Origin of the sequence: Microcystis sp. M090S1 (assembly GCF_020246295.1) — a bacterium.
Classification (GTDB): domain Bacteria; phylum Cyanobacteriota; class Cyanobacteriia; order Cyanobacteriales; family Microcystaceae; genus Microcystis; species Microcystis aeruginosa.
Genome location: NZ_JADBTF010000431.1, coordinates 1 through 17,967, shown reverse-complemented (window position 1 = coordinate 17,967; position 17,967 = coordinate 1). Strand labels below are relative to the sequence as shown.

The following is a 17,967-nucleotide window of genomic DNA, read 5'->3' as shown; positions in this document are numbered from 1 at the left end:
GTGTCAGTCTGTAGAGCGACCATAAGACCAGAACAGAGTAAATCTGTTAAGGCAGGTGCGGAACCCCGCAAGGGAAAGAAGCAGAAACCTAAATCGTGAGGTTTGGGAATCACCGTCCGTTTACGGCGGCGAGGATGTCAAATATAGAGTGAAGCCAGGGAGAATTAACTAAAAAACCGTTCCCTATTATCTCACAATCTGGCCAAATTATAGCAGGAAGTTTTCGTTAAAACAGTAGTGCCAGCTTTTGGCGTATATCCGCAAAAACTGGCACCGTCCATCTATTGACCTTGTTATATTTAAGGTCTTTATCTCGGCTGACCTCATTTCAAATTATCTATAGTATTTTCTACTTTTCCCTCCTTTCCTCTATACTTAATTATTTTTTAATATTTACTTTTGTGAGGATTGGTCAGGTTTTATTAAGTAATGCTGCGGATGCAGGGAAACGCCGAGAATTTGTGATATCCACACCTCAAAATCGTGGATTGGATAAGCTGCCCCCCCCGTCAAGGGATTTACCATTGGTTTCACCAGAATGGTAAACATTCCCAGACGATTTCCCGCTAAAACATCGGTAAACAAGCGATCGCCAACCATAGCAATTTGTTGGGGGGGGAGACTCATGGCTGCCATCGCTTGCCGGAGTTTGCGTCGAGAGGGTTTCACCGCACCGAGAAGGTAGGGAAGTTGTAAATTATCAGCGATCGCACCGATACGATTTTCGCTAAGATTATTGCTTACCAACCAAATCGGTAGATAAAGACGCAAGGAATCGACCCAACGCTGTAAATCGTCAGAAACCGTCGTTTCCTGGAGGGGAACAAGGGTATCGTCCACATCGAGAATCAATCCTTTAATTTGATGCTGACTCAAAATCTCCAGACTGAGACCGAGAATCGTATCCCCTAAAATTAAATCGGGTTGTAGAATTTTTGTTCTAGTCATTACTTCTCAAAAATAACTGGCACCGAGTCGATCGAACTCAGCTTCCCTACTTAGTATAAATGACCGACTGCCTCTGAAAATCTTGCCTGGCCGATCCCTTCACTTGGCCGCTTGAATCACCTGTAAACTGCCACCAGCGTATAATTTTTGTTGACAATCACGAAAACCGAGCGCCTGTAAAGATTGGATCAGATCCGTATCGATAAACTGCCAAGCGGTATGGGTTTCAAATAATTGCAAAAATAGGGCCAAAGAAGGCCAAAAAAGCGGGTTAGTGGGTCGATGAAAATCCACGAGGGCAAAAATTCCCCCCGGTCTGAGAACACGATACACTTCTTTAAGAATTTCCTCTAACTGCTCCGGTTCCATTTCGTGGAGAGCGGCGCTAGTATGAACAAGGGCGAATTCTCCGGCACTAAAGGGCATTTTTTCGGCTAATCCCTCCACATAATGCGCTTGCGGCACCGCTAAACTAGCTCGCTCCAGGGCCACAGGAGAGACATCTAAACCGGTACAGCGATCGGATAGGGGTACTAAATAACGGGTGGTTTGACCCGCACCACAACAGAGATCGAGGATAGGGTCATTTTTAGCGATTTTTAAACCTTCTAGGGCCAATTGCCGAAAACGGGTCTCCCCACCCACCGCTAGGGCAGCCAGACGGGAGATACCATCGTAAAGCCATTGATATTGATAACTGAGGGGACGTAAAATTGTCGCCAAGATCAACCTCCAAGATTTGATTAAGTTCTATACTGTCTGTAATTTGTTTTAACGGTTCCACCGATATATTGTTAAACTTGGTAAAGAATCTGAAAATTTAAAAATTATCTGTTAACACTATGGGTCGCGTTGGGGTTCTATTATTAAATTTGGGTGGGCCGGAGCGGTTAGAGGATGTGCGTCCTTTTCTATTTAACCTTTTTTCTGACCCAGAGATCATCCGTTTACCGATCAAAGGATTACAAAAACCGTTAGCTTGGTTAATATCGACGCTAAGAGCGAGTAAATCCCAGGAAAATTACCGTCAGATCGGTGGTGGCTCCCCTTTACTCAAGATTACGGAAGCACAGGCCACGGCACTGCAACAACGTCTCAAGGAAATGGGGCGCGAGGTGAGCGTTTATATCGGGATGCGTTATTGGAATCCCTTCACTGAAGAAGCGATCGAGCGGATTAAACGGGACCATATCAAAAAATTGGTTATTCTTCCCCTTTATCCCCAATTTTCCATCAGTACCAGTGGTTCCAGTTTTCGTGTGCTGGAGGAAATGTGGCAGGATGATCCCTATCTGCGTTTGACGGAATATACTCTCATCCCTTCTTGGTACGATCATCCCACTTATCTGAGTGCTATGGCCGATCTGATCGCGCGAGAATTAGAGCAGTGTCCTAATCCTGACCAAGTACATATCTTTTTTAGCGCCCATGGTGTCCCCCAAAGTTATGTGGAGGAAGCGGGAGATCCCTATCAAAGGCAAATTGAAGAATGCACTAGGGCGATCATGCGTACGCTAAACCGACCCAATCAGTACACTTTAGCCTATCAAAGTCGCGTCGGTCCGGTGGAATGGCTAAAACCCTATACTGAAGATGCTTTAAAAGAGTTGGGAGAGCAGGGAATTAAGCATTTACTGGTGGTGCCGATTAGCTTTGTCTCGGAACACATCGAAACTCTGCAAGAAATCGATATAGAGTACCGAGAAGTGGCGGAAGAAGCGGGAATTGAACATTTTCAGCGAGTACCCGCTCTTAACACTCACCCGATGTTTATCGAATCTCTCTCCCAGTTAGTGGTCAAATCCCTAGAGGAAAAACCCACCACTTTCGAGCAAATTACCCATCCGAAAGCGAATATGAAAATGTATCCCCAGGAACGTTGGGAATGGGGGATGACAACGGCAGCCGAGGTGTGGAATGGTCGATTAGCGATGATCGGTTTTCTGGCAATTATTATCGAATTAATTACCGGTCAAGGACCGTTACATTTTGTTGGTTTATTATAACCTCAAGCTTCGTTGCCATTGCTTTTGATGGTAATTTCTCACCCTGTGTAACCACCAAGACAAGGTTGGGTTTAAGTATATTTAACCCAACCATTGGCGATTTTATCTTCTCTTAGGACATCATATTAGCAGAACGAACATTAACGTTAACTTCTAGCCTGCCATTGCCGAGCATATCTAACCCAGTGACGCTAAACAGATTAGCTTTAATCCCCCTTTCCTGAAAATTAGCCTGTAATTCTTTGATGAGAACCTCTTCCACTTTCCCTTCATCATCTGCTAGAGCTTGGACGATTTTAGCGGCAAAAGAGCCAATTTTTGCGCTTAATATTTCTTCCACATTGGTAATCTCGATAATAACCATTGATTTTTCTTCTTAGTAGAGGACAAATAGCATAAGAACAGAATTTGCGAGAAAATAGAGCTGCTCTCATCTTAGGAATCAGTATAACCCGCACTGTTCCCCCCCAAACGTAAATAGGCTTCAATAAAGCTATCTAAATCCCCATTCATTACCCCGGTAACATCGGTGGTTTCCACATTACTGCGGAGATCCTTAACCAATTGATAGGGATGAAAAACATAGTTACGGATTTGATTGCCCCAAGCGGCCTCCACCATATCGCCGCGAATTTCTGCGATCGCTTGAGCCCGTTGTTCCCGGGCGATAATTAACAATTTCGCTTTTAATAAAGCTAGGGCTTTTTCTTTATTTTGTAATTGCGATCGCTCTTGGGTACAACGCACAGCGATACCTGTGGGAAGATGAACTACACGCACGGCAGTTTCCACTTTATTAACATTTTGTCCACCTTTTCCCCCCGATCTAGTGGTGGTAATTTCTAAATCTTTATCGGGAATTTCTACCCTCACCGCATCATCGCCCAAAATTGGCATCACTTCCACCCCGGCGAAACTGGTTTGACGTTTACCATTAGCATTAAAAGGGGAAATTCTTACTAACCGATGGGTGCCTTTTTCTCCTTTCAGATAACCGTAAGCATAAGTTCCGGCAATCTCAATTGTCACCGATTTAATTCCCGCTTCATCTCCTTCTGATATTTCCGCTAAAGTGACTTTATAACCCTGTTTCTCGGCCCAGCGAGAATACATTCTCAGGAGCATTTCTGTCCAATCTTGGGCATCGGTTCCCCCGGCCCCCGCATTAATCGTTAAAACCGCTCCTTTTGCGTCGTAGGGACCATTTAAAAGCTGTTGCAATTCCCAGCGATCGAGGTCATGCTGTAAATGAGTTAAATTGTCCGTCGCTTCTTCTAGCAAAGTTCGATCGGATTCTAATTCTAATAACTCGATAATTGCCTTGGTATCTTCTAATTGTCCACACCAACTTTGATAGGTTTCTAAAGAAGATTTACATTCATTTAGTTCTTGCAGGGTTTTTTGAGCAGTATCGGGATTATCCCAAAAAGTGGGGACGGCCGCCACCTGTTCTAAGTCTTTAATTTTGGCCCTTAAAGTGGGTAAGTCAAAGATAGTCCTGGGTTTTACCCAGGCGCAATCCTACTATCTCGATACCTTTTTTTAGTTCCGATATTTCCATGTTTTCAGTTATTAGTTATTAGTTATCAGTTATCAGTTATCAGTTATCAGTTATCAGTTACTCTAGAAGTCAGGAGTCAGGAGTTGAGAGTTGGGGTTTTAGGGTGTTGGGGTTTTAGGGTTTTAGGGTTTTAGTTGAATTCCCCTATCTCCCCATTTCCCCATTTCCCCATTTCCCCATTTCCCCATTTCCCCATTTCCCCATTTCCCCATTTCCCCACTCCCCCATTTCTCTGTTCCCCGTTCCGCAGTTCCAGCGTTCGCTAAAATGGTACGATCGATCCGCGCAGGGGGGCAAGAGTTTGTAAAGCGTTTTCAGCCTTATCGCGACTACTAAACGCGCCTATTTGCCAGACGCGACGACCTTGGTGGGAAGTGGGGAAAGCGTCGGGATAGAGAGAACGAACCCTAGTGCGATCGCTCTCTGTTTTAGCTTCGATTACTACTTTAAAACCTTGGCGACCACTATTGCTCATATTACCACTACTGGGATTAGCGGCAGCCCGATTAAAAGTGATTACGTCTGATAAACTTCTGGGATTGCCTAGGTTGCGCGGTGGCGGTGGTGGTACAATTGCATTATTATTCTGAGAATTGGGAGGAGTCAGGGGGGGTAAATTAGGGGTAACTGGGGACGGTGGCGTTAAATTTGGCTCTGGTACTGGATTATTTACCACTGGCTGAGGATTGCTCTCTACTGCTGTTTCTGAAGCGGTAAAGGTATATTCTCGCACTTCGGGATTAGCAGCAGGATTAACAGGTGTTTCTGCTTTGACGGATTCTCTGGGGAGGGAATAACTATTACCCGCGAGTAATTCCGGGGGAGGATTGAAATTGGGACTATCGGCAGTTAGATAGATATGACTGAGATTTTGACCGGCTAGACTGCGTTTAGTAAAGCGCCAGCCATCGATGAGATAAATTTGCATTAAACCGGTCCCTAAACCTTTGGTCCGTCCAATAATTACCTCCGATTGCCTGGGATTGCGGGGGGTTCCCACAAGGACTAATTCCCCGTTGCGTTGTACGATACGCAGCAGGTATTCTAAACCGTAATCTTTGCCCTGAATGCGAAGGGAATAACCGTTACTGTCGGTGGCCCGTTCACAACTGCCGGTAAAATCGAAATCGAGCAGCAGAGGCTGAACAATGGTCGGTTCTGTGCCATTTACCGCCCAACATTGGCGTTTTCCTGGGATTTGTTGCAAAATCAGTAAATCGTATTTACCGTTACCGTAGGGTCGGGCAATAGCGATAAAATCTTCTTGATTAACTTCTCTTTGTTCAAAGAGAGTTGCTTGACTCGGTGTAGTCAGGAGACAACCCCCCAGAAGTGAAAACAATAGGGTAAATTTTAAGGATGATTTTAGATTCATAAATAGGGAGCGTTGTTATAGAGATTGTACTTGCATTTATTTTATCGATCTAGACGTAAGCCAGAGAATTTTGTTTTCTTGGAAGATAGCTATGACTCGACCTAATCCACAGTAGGATAGAGATTGCTAAAAATTGACTCTTGAGTAGAGTGGCAACAAGATGGCGAAAGCGGCGATTATTGGATTGGGAAGATCGGGAATAGCAGCGGCAAGATGCTTAAAACGGGATGGTTGGCAGGTGACATTAAGCGATCGCTCTGATTCTCCCAGTTTACAAGCAACCAAAACCAATCTGGAAAGGGAAGGAATTATTGTCAATCTTGGTCAAAATCTCAGTCTAGAGGCTTCGGACTTGCCTAATCTTATCGTGGTTAGCCCCGGGGTGCCTTGGGATGCCCCGATTTTAATTACTGCCAGAGAAAAAGGCATCGATACGATCGGAGAATTAGAATTAGCTTGGCGTTATCTGCAATCTTCCCCTTGGTTGGGTATTACGGGAACTAACGGCAAAACCACCACCACCGCCCTCTGTGCCGCTATTTTTCAAAAAGCGGGGTTAAATGCCCCTTCCTGCGGTAATATCGGCTATGCTGCCTGTGAATTGGCTTTAAAAGCCGATAAGTACGATTGGATTATTGCGGAGATTAGTAGTTATCAGATCGAGTCTAGTCGAGATTTATCGCCGAAAATCGGCATCTGGACAACTTTTACCCCCGATCACCTCAGTCGTCATCAAACCCTCGAAAATTATTATCAGATTAAAGCCTCTTTACTGCAAAGAAGCGATCGCCAAATCCTCAACGGTGATGATCCCTATCTGCGTCAAATCGGTGTTAGTCAATGGCAACAAGCTTATTGGACTTCTGTGAAAGGCAAAGATGCGCTTTTGGGCGATCCTAGTCGTGGTGTTTATCTGCAAGATAACTGGATCGTGGCTTTTGGGGAATTAATTGCCCCAGTTAATCTCCTGAAAATGGTGGGTAGTCACAATCAGCAGAATTTGCTTATGGCTGTGGCCGCCGCTAGATTGGCCGGAATCGAGAAAAAAGCCATTACCGAAGCGATCGCCACTTTCCCCGGGGTTGCCCATCGTCTAGAGTATATTTGTACCTATAAAGGACTAGACTTTATTAATGATAGTAAAGCAACTAACTACGATGCCGCCGCAGTGGGCTTAAAATCTGTCCCTAGTCCGGCGATTTTAATCGCGGGGGGAGAAGCGAAAGCAGGGGATGATCGGGCTTGGATCGCTGAAATTAAGGCAAAAGTCGCCACCGTGCTGCTTATTGGTGACGCTGCCGCCGATTTTGCCCTTCGTTTACAGTCGGCAGGTTATCAAGATTATGAATGTGTAGAAACGATGGACAGGGCAGTTCAACGCGCGGCTGAACTAGGACCGGCAAAAGAGGCTAAAGTGGTGTTATTATCGCCCGCTTGCGCCAGTTTTGACCAATACCCAAGTTTTGAACATCGCGGCGATCACTTTCGGCAATTGTCTTTACAGTTATGGGGAGATGGGGAAGTGGGGAAGTGGGGGAATGGGGAAGTGGGGAATTTCAACTAAAACCCCAACACCCTAAAACCCTAACACCCTAAAACCATGTTGCCGACGACTAAGACGCAATTTTTGTTCCCAAAGATACTCTTTTTCGGCTAAGTTGGGTAAAATCAGGAGGAGTGAACCAAAAAAATTAAGAGAAAAAACGTGCTGGGATCGTCCTTCCATCTTGATCATCTTTTTAACAAGCCCCTAATTGCCTGTCTTTTGTCCTGTGTGGGTGTCTTGCTGCCGATCCCAGTTTTAGCGACACCGGTGGCAGTGTTAAAAAGTCAAGAAAATGCCAATCAATGGACAGATATAACCGAACGTTTGCAAAATGTCGGGGTTAATTACTGCATTCTCCAGAGTAATCAGTGGCAAAGCGACGCGGATTTAAATAAAATTAAGGTTCTAATCATCCCCAACGTCGAGACTATTTCCGGTTTACAAGCTGATGTCTTGAGTCGTTGGCTTAATCGCGGTGGTAAAATTATCGTCACCGGTCCGGCGGGGAATCTTTCGGAACCTGCTGTGCGTAATCAATTGCGATCGCTATTTGGGGCTTACTGGGCCTATCCCCACTCCCAAGCTTACACCCTGCGGCCGACTAATTTAGGTGAACTGAAAAACCAAAAACCTCTAGCCAGCAGTCTCCTCGGTGGTGTGGTTATCCCCACGGGAGTTAATAGCCAAACCGTTGCCGTCTGGGGGGCGCGGAACAATCCCCCCGCCGTTGTCCTCAATAATAACTCGATCTTTCTCGGTTGGCGCTGGGGCAGCGATGCCGTCGCTAATCTCGCCCTGGATAGTGCTTGGCTAGAAACCGCCCTGCAACGCTACGGCATTAATCGCAGTTCTTCTGATAGCACAATTGCGCCCTATTGTCAAGGAAGCTCAACAATAGTTAATAATATTAACAATACACCATTAGCGATCTCGCGTAGCGAGCGCGTTGCGACCGCACCCCGTCGCCCTCTACCGCAGATTTCAGAAAATCCCCCCAGTGAAACGGCGAGATTAAGTCCGAATACCGAGGCAATTCCCCCCAGAGCAAGCCTAACTCCTCAACAAATTAGCCAGATGACGGCGGAATTGCAGGGATTAATCGGGCGTTATGGGGTGACTCTCTTAGCTTTAGAGGCCAGCAACAGTAATATATCCAATACTGATAAATCCTTAGCACAAGCATTTCATAATCGCGGGAAAAATTCCCCCACCTCAGATACAGCCAGACGATTCCGTTTAGCCCTAGAAAATACCCAAGGAGCCTTAAATAATTTTCAGAATTTAATTGCTCAGGGGGCCTATACCCAAGCGCGAGAATTTTGGTTACAAGCGCGGCGAAGTCTTTGGGATAATTATCCCACTAATCGACAATTTGCCCAGCCAGAAATACGGGCAATGTGGTTAGATAGAGGCACGATCGTAGAAGCTAAAAATGAGGACGATTTAGCTAAAGTATTCGATCGCATGGCGGCAGCGGGTATTAATGTGGTCTTTTTCGAGACAGTTAATGCTAGTTATACTATTTATCCCAGTCAAGTTGCCCCCGAACAAAACCCTTTAACCAGAGGTTGGGATCCCCTAAAAGTTGCCGTTAAATTAGCCCATGAACGCAATATGGAAATCCACGCCTGGGTGTGGGTTTTTGCGGCGGCTAATCAAGCTCATAATAAAGTATTAGAGCAACCATTAGATTATCTAGGTCCGGTTTTATCCCGTAATCCCGATTGGGGGGCAACTAATAAAAGTGGTGGTTCTTTTGATTACAGTCAAGGCATGAAAAAGGCCTTTTTTGATCCTGCTAATCCCGAGGTACAGAACTATCTTTTATCTCTTTACGAGGAAATTGTCAAGAATTATGATGTGGATGGCTTGCAGTTAGATTATATTCGCTATCCCTTCCAGAGTCAAGATTCTAATCAAACCTATGGTTATGGTAAATCCAGCCGCTGGTTATTTAAACAAATGACGGGAGTTGATCCAATTACTTTAAATCCCCAGGGTGCTTTATGGGAACAATGGACTAGCTTTAAAATCCGTCAGGTTGATACTTTTGTCTCGCAGGTTTCTACTCGCTTAAAACAGATTCGCCCCAACTTAAAAATGTCGGCGGCGGTGTTTCCCCTAGAACAAAAAGAACGATTATATCGTATTCAACAAAACTGGGAAGAATGGGGACAAAATCAATGGATAGACCTGATATTTTTAATGACTTATGCTCTCGATACAGGGACTTTAGAAGATAAAACCCAGTCTTTATTTGATCGCCAAATTGCAGGAAATGCTCTGATTATACCCGGTATCCGTCTGTTAAAAGTACCCGATCAAGTCACGATCGATCAACTACAATTTATTCGCAATCTTCCCACTTCGGGATTCGCTCTTTTTGCCACAGAAAATCTCAATCCCAACTTGCAAACAATTCTTAATCGCATTCAGGGATCGATAATTACGAAAAAAACCGAACCTTTACCCCACCGTCAACCCTTCAAAACGGCGGCGGCGAGGTTTAATTCCCTGCGTCAAGAGTGGAGTTTTTTAATAATAAATAATTTATGGGCAATGGAGGAGGGAACCTTAAAAGCTTGGGGGCAAGAAGTGGACGAAATGGCTAATCTATTAGAACAATTGGCTAATAATCCCAGCCCTCGCAATTTGACTTTAACTCAAAATGCTTTAAAGCGATTTAGCTATAAATTTAAATCTGTGATGTCCAGACAAAAAGATTTATCTGCCTATCAAATACAGGTCTGGGAAAATCGCCTCGCAACCCTACAAAGTCTCTTAAGTTATGGTCAAATGGTTGAGTTTTAATTAAGGCAAAAGGTAGGAGGTAGGTTTTGGGGTTTTAGGGTTTTAGGGTTTTAGTTCAATTTCCCCACTTCCCCACCTCCCCACTTCATAATTCATCATTCCCACACCCGACACCCGACACCCGACACCCCACACCCTCTTGTCAGAGGCCCGCCCGAATATGTAACAATTTATGGGAGAAACCCCAAGCAAATTTAACGAGAAAAACATGGCAGGTACAATTAAGAAAGGAGCTTTAGTCCGCGTGGTGACGGGAAACCTAGAAAATAGCCTCGAAGCCCTAGCCAGCGATCGCCGTTTACCCAGTTATATGTTCAACTCGACAGCAGAAGTCTTGGATGTAAAAGATGATTACGCTTTGATTAAATTCTATGTTCCTACCCCCAGTGTGTGGCTAAAGCTCGAACAACTGGAACCCGTCTGATGAGGATATTGCCTCATCCATAAACCATGGCTGACTTCTACGATACACTCCTCCCCTGTCAATCGCCCCGAGTCTCGGTTATTGGTGCTGGTAACGTCGGACGCACCCTGGCCCAACGCATCGCCGAAAAAAACCTCGCCGATGTAGTTCTCCTCGATATCGTCAATGGTTTACCCCAGGGTATTGCCCTAGATTTGATGGAAGCTCAGGGCATAGAACTGCACGACAGCGAGATTATCGGCACTAATAACTATGAAGACACGGCAGGCTCGGATATTGTCGTGATTACGGCTGGATTAGCCAGAAAACCGGGCATGAGTCGCGATGATCTCATGAATGTCAATGCCAAAATTGTCGTCGAGGCCGCCACTAAATGCCTCAAGTATTCTCCGGAAGCCATTTTTATCGTCATCACCAATCCCCTTGATGTGATGACCTATCTAGTCTGGCAAGCCACCGGTTTACCCCCCCAAAGAGTGATGGGAATGGCCGGAGTCCTCGATTCTTCCCGTTTACAAACCTTTATCGCCATGGAATTGGGGGTTAGTACCGCCGACGTTCATGCTATGGTTTTGGGTGGTCACGGTGATTTAATGTTGCCCCTACCCCGTTACTGTACCGTCAGTGGTGTGCCGATTACCGAATTGATGGACGAGATAACGATTAATCGTTTAGTGGAGAGAACTCGCAACGGTGGGGCTGAAATCGTCAAATTACTACAAACTGGCGGCGCTTATTACGCCCCTGCTTCCTCTGCCTGTATCATGGTCGAGACGATATTGAGAAATCAATCCCGTTTACTGCCGGCGGCAGCCTATCTTAAGGGTGAATACGGTTTACAGGATGTCTATCTGGGGGTTCCCTGTCGCTTGGGCTGTCGGGGTGTGGAAAGTATTCTGGAAGTGCGTTTGACCGATGCTGAACGTCTGGATCTACACACTTCTGCTGCCTCAGTTCGTCAGAATGTTCATTTAGCCCTTGACAGTCTCAAGGTTTTGATGTAGTTAATACAACTCATATTTTAAGAGGGTACAGGGCAGAGAACCGTTATACAAGGGAGTGCGACGGGAAGAACGCAGACCGATTTGTTTAGTCAGTTCTTTGTTACCCGATAAAATATAGGCTGTCCAACCCTTAAACCTCTGTTTTAAGACATCACCGAAGGATTTATATAAGGCCCCTAATTCTTCGGTATTGCCCAATCTTTTGCCGTAAGGGGGATTACAGAGAATAATCCCTCGATCGCTCGCCGGTTCTAAGTCGGTGATGCTTTGCAAGCTAAAATTAATATGGTCCTGCACTTGACAAAAATAGGCGTTATCCTCGGCCTGACGCAAAACCTCATAATCGGCATCACTAGCATAAATTGGCGCATTTAGCTGAAATTTTTGTTTTTCTTTAGCTTCCTTAAGCAAAGATTGCCATAAATCCGGTTGATAGTCTGGCCATTTCTGAAATCCGAACTGGGAACGAGATAAACCGGGGGCAATATTTAAAGCTTTTAACGTCGCTTCGATGACAATGGTTCCCGAACCACAAAAAGGGTCTAAGAGCGCCATATCATCCTGCCATGCCGATAATTCTACCAAAGCAGCGGCGAGACTTTCTTTCAGAGGTGCGACTCCCATGGCCCGATGATACCCGCGACGATGTAAACTGTGGCCAGAACTATCTAAACTAAGCACACAGCGATTTTTCTCGATATGAGCGTTAATTTGCAGGTCGGGATTTTCTGTATCCACAAAGGAACGGGGATTGCCCTGTTGACGCTGTTGGTCGATAATAGCGTTTTTGATGCTTAAGGCGGTGTAATGGGTGTGATTGAGGCGATCGTTCGTTCCCGTACATTGTACCGCTAAAGTTTCCTCACTGGTGAGATAATCGCGCCAATCAATGGCTTGAATGCCATCATAAAGTTCCTTCCCATCCCCACAGGGAATTTCGGCAATGGGAACCAAAACCCGAAAAATAATTCTTGACCAAAGATTGACTCGATAGAGTAGGGCCAGATCTCCCTGAAAATGGACTCCCGTGAATACGGGTTTCACTTCTTTGGCCCCTAGGCATTCTAATTCCCTAGCGGCAATTTCTTCTAGTCCCCTCGCGGTGGTAGCAAAATAGGATCGAGTCATTTCAGTTATCAGTTATCAGTTTTCAGGTTTCAGTTATCAGTGACTAGCGCCGGTCGTTGGTAGCTTGAAATCAGAAAGATTGGCTCTCTTGAGTTTGGTGGGTAAAATATATTCTAAGATACAGTTGGGCTGGCGGGGGAGTGGAGCGAACCACAAAGACACAAAGGACACAAAGATCGATCGATCCTATATTAAGTTAAACTCATCATACGGGGAATAAGAGAGCCAAAGATTTTAATTTTTACCCTCTTGTAAATTCCCTATCTCATACGCTCTTTCTTTATCTTGCAGGTAGTCGGCGATCAAATCAAGTTTTTGTTAGGAAATATTAAGGGTTTCTCCCAATCAAGACTAGACAGCATTCTCTGAGAAAATAATGTAGGCGCTCATTATCGTTGGGGAAATTTTTCTCGCGAGTTGCCTGAGCTATATTTGCTAGTTCGGTTTCTCCTATCTCTATATTATCCAGCCAATTCTTAAAATCTCCTTTTTCCATGTGTTCTTTAAATTTATTGGGATAATCTATACATAATTCGAGTAATTCTGGGATATTGTTAACGTCTTTTACTCCACCATTGTCTAAGTTAAAATAGAAAGGTGGATTATATTCTGTATTTCTAATGTAATTTTTAATTTCCTTAAGAAGATTTTTAAAACAATCATTAATAAGTTCATTTAAAAGGTTTTGTTTATTTGCTCCTTGTGCTTGCATCAAAACGTTAGTATTATCTACTTGATTAGCTAGGTCAAATTCACCTAAAGTTTGCAGTTTCGATTTTAATGAGTCATTTTCTATCTCAATAATAGCATTAGTTCTATCATCAATCATTTCTACTACTATTTGATACAGAGGAATAAAATATCTTATAGGTTTTATCCAAAATATTCGTGTACTTTTCACCTCTTTATTTTGTGCGTTAATTCCTTTGTACCAGATTTTTCTTAAACTTCCTTTACCGTCTCTTAACAGGGTAATTTTTTTTCTCGTTGTCAATCCCACCACGATAAATATAATTATTGCTAAAAAAACTATCCCTAATATTATTAATAATACAAATAATGATCCGTTGTTAAACATTGTAGCCAATGCTATTTTTAATTCTGCTATGTTGAATATGGAAAAAATACCACCTATATTTGCGACTAATGCAATACCACCAAAAACGACCGTAACCCAATCATTTTCTTCTGCTTCAGTTTTTAAAGTTTGCATATAGCTTTCCCAAACAATAGGCTTTTGACCACTAGGTAAATTATTAAAGTATAAATCATTAATTTTAGGCTCAATATTAGTGGCAATATATCTACCAATTCTAACAATCAGATAAGTATTTGCATGAACAAGAAGGATGATCAATCCACAAGAGGCGGGAACCATTATTCCCAGAATAATTGCTGAAGGAATTCGTCGTTCAATTGGAATATCATAAAAGTTTTGTCGAGATATTGTTTCTGTTTCTGTGTCTTTTTCTTTAATAACTAACCCTGAATTTTTTTCTTGATTGGTGTGATTACTATCCGCTTTTGAATGAGATATTGTCTGTTTTATTGTATTTCCTGTTCTCTTTTCTATTGTAGTTGTATCTGTGGGTATTCTAGTAACAGTCGTTGTCTCTTTCATGATGGGAAGATTAGCTATGGGACTAATCCCAATTCCCAGTAAAGTCAAAACTAGAGCGCCTCCGAAGACAATAACATTAGTGCGATTTTGCACGGTTTGTAAAATTTCCGTTCGCAGGGTTTTATACTCCTCCATACACACATCGATCGCTTTATTGATATCGGGTTGATTGTTGTTATTAGGCATTTTTTAACTCCCGAATTTATATATAGTTTTAATTTTATCTGGTCAAATAAGTAGGTAGGCGTTAAAAATTATCAGACACCCACCTTATCAAGGGTAGATCCCCCCGCCTATCGGCACCCCCCTTATCAAGGGGGGCAGGGGGGATCAAACCTAAAATCCATTTTTAATTGAATTATAACCAGCTATTTAGAATTACACTATTGGCTTAAACTTTTCTTAATTAGTTCCAAGGCGATTTGTAAATTAGCCTGTGTCCAAAGGAGAGGAGTGGCATCATTAGGGATATATTTTCCCTGTTCTAGATAGTATAATTCGGGACATTTAAACTCACCCACGGGGGAATCTTTTCGCGTAATTTGTCCGAGAGAACGATTAAAGTAATGGGTTTGTAGGTTGAGGTATTTTTCCTGACCTGTACTCTGGAATTTAAGGGCAAAAATGGCAGAAATAATCGGATCAAAAATACACCATTGTGCTTCTTCGCCTAGGTTTAATCCTCTCCCTTGTTCCTGTAACCAATTTTCCCTTTCTGTCGATACCGTGGTGCGGATTTCTGGGGGAATTAAGCGATAGTCTCGACACCAAAAAGAATCGCCTAAATAGCGACGAATACCGTAATCTCCCTGAAGGTGAACGATAACATTATTAAGAATTTGATCGGCGATATTTGTCTCCACCACTTGTAAGGGATAAATCAAAAAAAGTAGGGCTGCATCATAACTTCTTGCCTGCGCTACTGGTAGAAGACACTCGGCTGGTAAAATACGGTATAAAGCTTGTTCTCCTATCTCAATTAAGTCCGCTAAAAATGCTGGTGTAATCCTGCGATTTTCGGCTGTGAGATTTATCTCTGTCTCGATTAATAACCTTTTTAATTCGCGTAATCCCGCTACCACAACCCCGATGCTAGATGCTTCTATTTTGCGGGTTTCTTCCCAGTGACCGCTATCCTCATCCTGCCAATAACTAATCGCTTGAAAATATAAGGGGAATAGGGCAATTGTTTCTAGACAATGGGGGGAAATCTCAATATATTTTTCCCGTGCTAAACGACAATAAAACCAGAGAAAATAGCCAAGGGCATCATTTTGTGCGTGTTGCCAAACTTGGTCAATTTCCGTTAGTGTACGTCCCTCAAAACGAATATGAGGACGTTCCCTGATCTTTTCAGGATTAACTCGACCTTGGATAATATTAATAAAACGCCTTTGGAACTTTTGAAAATAGTTCATCAAAGTCTGAATATTCTTGACAGCGATCGCTGTCTGTCCGATAATATAGTGAGAATAAGCCAGATAAACGTTATCCCTCAGCCAAACATTGGCATATCCCGTGTATTCTGTCTCATTACTGACTAATGCTGCTGGAAATAAGCCATTTTCTAGCCGGGGAAAACTCAAGACATCATTTTCCGACAAAAACGCAGATAATCTCTGAAGATCCCCCAGAGAGTAGCGGTATTTAATGAAATCGAGAATTTTTTCGTTGTGAACAACTAGCATCGGCAAAATACCCCAATAATCTGCTCAAAAACGAATTTATCCCGATAAATTCTACTGAGAAACCCAAAAAATGCGTCTTTGATTAGGATCCCGTCGGGGACTTTGTTCCCCCATGACTTGCCGCGCTTGACTAGGATCGAAGCTGCGAGTAAATTGACCGCGTAATTGATTGACGCGTTCCTCCTTTTCTTGGACTGCCAGACGTACTTCTTCCAGTTTTGCCTGTTGCATCTGTTGGTAGGGTAGCAAACGAGCGATCGCAAAAACTGCCGTGATGGAAAGACCGCTATAGGCAATAATTCGCAGCCAAATCTCGATAATTTGCCAATTTTGGGATTTATTGCCGCTTTTTGGCTTTTTTCTCGGTTTTTTGTCGGTTTGGTTTCGTGTTCGTGCGGTCATAGATTTATGAGTACAAGTAAAATCGGTGAGAAAGGTGGCTAATTACTTTCAATTTACACCCAATCACTGATAACCGATAACCGAAAAAACCCCAATCGGTCTATCCTATAGCTAGGTTAGACGGGATCAGGGTTTATTGAAAGCGATTTTACTTATAAAGTTCCGTCGCTAGACGAAAAGCCAAAATCCCGGGGATTAAAGCAATTACCAGAGCGACTAGAACTTGAGTATCAGAAAGCATTGCTGATTATCTCCTCATAAAGATATTCATCCAATACTTTCCGACATCATCGGGGTTCTCTGCATCATTTCGTTACAAGACTTCATATCTCCCCACCCCGATGACGGTTATCTCCCCTAGAAAAGAAAGTTGTAAAAGCGTTAAGCTGAGATATTGCCATGATTACATTTATTTTTACCTGCGGCCTCAATGTTAGACTCGCTCCTTGATTCATCTCTAACCCTTAGTCTAAAAACCCCGTTAATTCTGTTGGTTCTCATTGCCCTAGAAGCGGTATTATCAGCAGATAACGCCATTGCTCTCGCTTCCATAGCACAGGGATTAGGAGATCATCAGCGTCAACGTCAGGCCTTGAATATTGGCTTAGTTTTCGCCTATATTCTCCGTATGATCTTGATTCTTACCGCCACCTGGGTGGTTAAATACTGGCAGTTTGAACTTTTGGGAGCAGTATATTTGCTCTGGTTAGTCTTTAATTACTTTGCCTCCCCTGAAGACAAGGATCACAGCCATCATAGTCTCCAGTTTCACTCTCTCTGGCAAGCTATCCCCCTAATTGCCGTTACTGATTTAGCTTTTTCCCTCGATAGTGTCACCACTTCCATCGCCGTGGCCGATGATACTTGGTTGATCCTGCTTGGTGGTACGATCGGAGTAGTTACCCTGCGCTTTATGGCGGGTTTATTTATTCGCTGGTTGGAAGAATACACCCACCTAGAAGATGCTGGTTTTGTCACCGTCGGTTTGGTGGGTTTAAGATTGCTGTTGCGGGTGATTAGTCCCGATTTTGTGCCGCCGGAATGGATTATGATTAGTTTAATTGCTATCCTCTTTGCTTGGGGTTTCTCAAAACGCAACGATCGAGAACCAATAGAGAGTGATACCATCCAATCTGATAAATTGCCTTGACACTCCCCACTCCCCACTTCTCAACCCCTGACTAATTACCGACCACTGAAAAGAAAATCCCTAGAAGATCAAAGGTCAATAGATTGAGCATTTAAGTCAATCCCTAGACACCCATTTCTTTGATGAGAAATATAAGGAATTGCTGGCACATAAGTGGATAAATGAATGTACCATTGATTTTCTTTATGTTCTCTTCTAAAAATCTGAACCGTAACAGGTTTATTAGATTCTAAGGCATAAAGCAAATCATGTTTGCGTCGTCCATTGACAACAAAATCTAAAGTTATTTTTGTCCCATAAATT

General features: G+C 43.4%; 17 protein-coding genes and 1 pseudogene. 6 read left to right on the top strand and 12 right to left on the bottom strand.

Annotated features, from left to right (window positions below):
- Positions 1 to 393: 393 nt before the first annotated feature.
- Positions 394 to 948 (bottom strand): YqeG family HAD IIIA-type phosphatase, encoded by a 555-nt coding sequence (locus IM477_RS19005; protein ID WP_287733060.1) that lies wholly within the window; start codon positions 946 to 948, stop codon positions 394 to 396.
- A 99-nt stretch (positions 949 to 1,047) separates the two neighbouring features.
- The gene (locus IM477_RS19000) at positions 1,048 to 1,671 is read right to left on the bottom strand and encodes a class I SAM-dependent methyltransferase (protein ID WP_287733058.1); all 624 of its coding nucleotides are present in this window, start codon (positions 1,669 to 1,671) and stop codon (positions 1,048 to 1,050) included.
- Positions 1,672 to 1,790: 119 nt separating this feature from the next.
- On the opposite strand from IM477_RS19000, the gene hemH reads away from it, so the two are divergent.
- The gene (hemH, locus tag IM477_RS18995; protein ID WP_287733057.1) at positions 1,791 to 2,954 is read left to right on the top strand and encodes a ferrochelatase; all 1,164 of its coding nucleotides are present in this window, start codon (positions 1,791 to 1,793) and stop codon (positions 2,952 to 2,954) included.
- 112 nt (positions 2,955 to 3,066) lie between these two features.
- On the opposite strand, the gene IM477_RS18990 is transcribed toward hemH, so the two are convergent.
- The 3 genes from IM477_RS18990 to IM477_RS18980 form a co-directional block, all read right to left on the bottom strand.
- The gene (locus tag IM477_RS18990) at positions 3,067 to 3,318 is read right to left on the bottom strand and encodes a DUF8653 family protein (RefSeq protein ID WP_002739055.1); all 252 of its coding nucleotides are present in this window, start codon (positions 3,316 to 3,318) and stop codon (positions 3,067 to 3,069) included.
- Between the two features lie 71 nt (positions 3,319 to 3,389).
- Positions 3,390 to 4,515 (bottom strand): peptide chain release factor 2 gene (prfB, locus tag IM477_RS18985; RefSeq protein WP_287733056.1). Its coding sequence is split into 2 segments (ribosomal slippage): positions 3,390 to 4,442 and positions 4,444 to 4,515, totalling 1,125 coding nucleotides; the frame shifts between segments, so codons are not numbered across the junction.
- 262 nt (positions 4,516 to 4,777) lie between these two features.
- The gene (locus IM477_RS18980; protein ID WP_287733055.1) at positions 4,778 to 5,890 is read right to left on the bottom strand and encodes a DUF3747 domain-containing protein; all 1,113 of its coding nucleotides are present in this window, start codon (positions 5,888 to 5,890) and stop codon (positions 4,778 to 4,780) included.
- A 160-nt stretch (positions 5,891 to 6,050) separates the two neighbouring features.
- Between IM477_RS18980 and murD the strand changes: the two genes are divergently transcribed.
- The gene (gene murD, locus IM477_RS18975; protein WP_287733054.1) at positions 6,051 to 7,454 is read left to right on the top strand and encodes a UDP-N-acetylmuramoyl-L-alanine--D-glutamate ligase; all 1,404 of its coding nucleotides are present in this window, start codon (positions 6,051 to 6,053) and stop codon (positions 7,452 to 7,454) included.
- A gap of 12 nt (positions 7,455 to 7,466) precedes the next feature.
- Here the strand turns inward: murD and IM477_RS18970 are convergent, their stop codons facing one another.
- A complete protein-coding gene (locus IM477_RS18970; protein ID WP_287733064.1) occupies positions 7,467 to 7,616 on the bottom strand; it encodes a hypothetical protein in 150 nt (49 codons plus the stop codon).
- Here IM477_RS18970 and IM477_RS18965 point away from each other — a divergent pair.
- The 3 genes from IM477_RS18965 (at position 7,596) to mdh (ending at position 11,675) form a co-directional block, all read left to right on the top strand.
- Positions 7,596 to 10,247: a glycoside hydrolase family 10-like protein gene (locus tag IM477_RS18965; RefSeq protein WP_287733053.1), complete on the top strand. Its 2,652-nt coding sequence runs from the start codon at positions 7,596 to 7,598 to the stop codon at positions 10,245 to 10,247. The two genes, IM477_RS18970 and IM477_RS18965, sit on opposite strands and share 21 nt — an antisense overlap.
- 208 nt (positions 10,248 to 10,455) lie before the next feature.
- The gene (locus IM477_RS18960; RefSeq protein WP_287733062.1) at positions 10,456 to 10,671 is read left to right on the top strand and encodes an NAD(P)H-quinone oxidoreductase subunit O; all 216 of its coding nucleotides are present in this window, start codon (positions 10,456 to 10,458) and stop codon (positions 10,669 to 10,671) included.
- 26 nt (positions 10,672 to 10,697) lie between these two features.
- Entirely contained in the window at positions 10,698 to 11,675 is a 978-nt protein-coding gene (gene mdh / locus IM477_RS18955; protein ID WP_287733052.1) for a malate dehydrogenase, read from the top strand.
- Here the strand turns inward: mdh and IM477_RS18950 are convergent, their stop codons facing one another.
- The 5 genes from IM477_RS18950 to psaM all read right to left on the bottom strand — a co-directional run bounded on the left by IM477_RS18950 (position 11,676) and on the right by psaM (position 16,755).
- Positions 11,676 to 12,803, bottom strand: a complete 1,128-nt coding sequence (locus tag IM477_RS18950) for a THUMP domain-containing class I SAM-dependent RNA methyltransferase (RefSeq protein ID WP_287733051.1) — start codon at positions 12,801 to 12,803, stop codon at positions 11,676 to 11,678.
- A gap of 328 nt (positions 12,804 to 13,131) precedes the next feature.
- Complete coding sequence (locus IM477_RS18945; RefSeq protein WP_287733050.1) at positions 13,132 to 14,610, bottom strand: 6TM ABC transporter family protein; 1,479 nt, start codon at positions 14,608 to 14,610, stop codon at positions 13,132 to 13,134.
- Between the two features lie 197 nt (positions 14,611 to 14,807).
- Positions 14,808 to 16,112, bottom strand: a complete 1,305-nt coding sequence (locus IM477_RS18940; RefSeq protein WP_287733049.1) for a glycoside hydrolase family 15 protein — start codon at positions 16,110 to 16,112, stop codon at positions 14,808 to 14,810.
- A gap of 51 nt (positions 16,113 to 16,163) precedes the next feature.
- A complete protein-coding gene (locus IM477_RS18935; RefSeq protein ID WP_287733048.1) occupies positions 16,164 to 16,514 on the bottom strand; it encodes a slr1601 family putative cell division protein in 351 nt (116 codons plus the stop codon).
- 148 nt (positions 16,515 to 16,662) lie between these two features.
- The gene (gene psaM / locus IM477_RS18930; RefSeq protein ID WP_012264462.1) at positions 16,663 to 16,755 is read right to left on the bottom strand and encodes a photosystem I reaction center subunit XII; all 93 of its coding nucleotides are present in this window, start codon (positions 16,753 to 16,755) and stop codon (positions 16,663 to 16,665) included.
- Positions 16,756 to 16,944: 189 nt separating this feature from the next.
- On the opposite strand from psaM, the gene IM477_RS18925 reads away from it, so the two are divergent.
- On the top strand, positions 16,945 to 17,664 hold the full coding sequence (locus IM477_RS18925) for a TerC family protein (protein WP_079206768.1): 720 nt from the start codon (positions 16,945 to 16,947) through the stop codon (positions 17,662 to 17,664).
- Positions 17,665 to 17,732: 68 nt separating this feature from the next.
- Here the strand turns inward: IM477_RS18925 and IM477_RS18920 are convergent.
- A pseudogene (locus IM477_RS18920) lies at positions 17,733 to 17,967 on the bottom strand (IS200/IS605 family accessory protein TnpB-related protein); the annotation flags it as partial.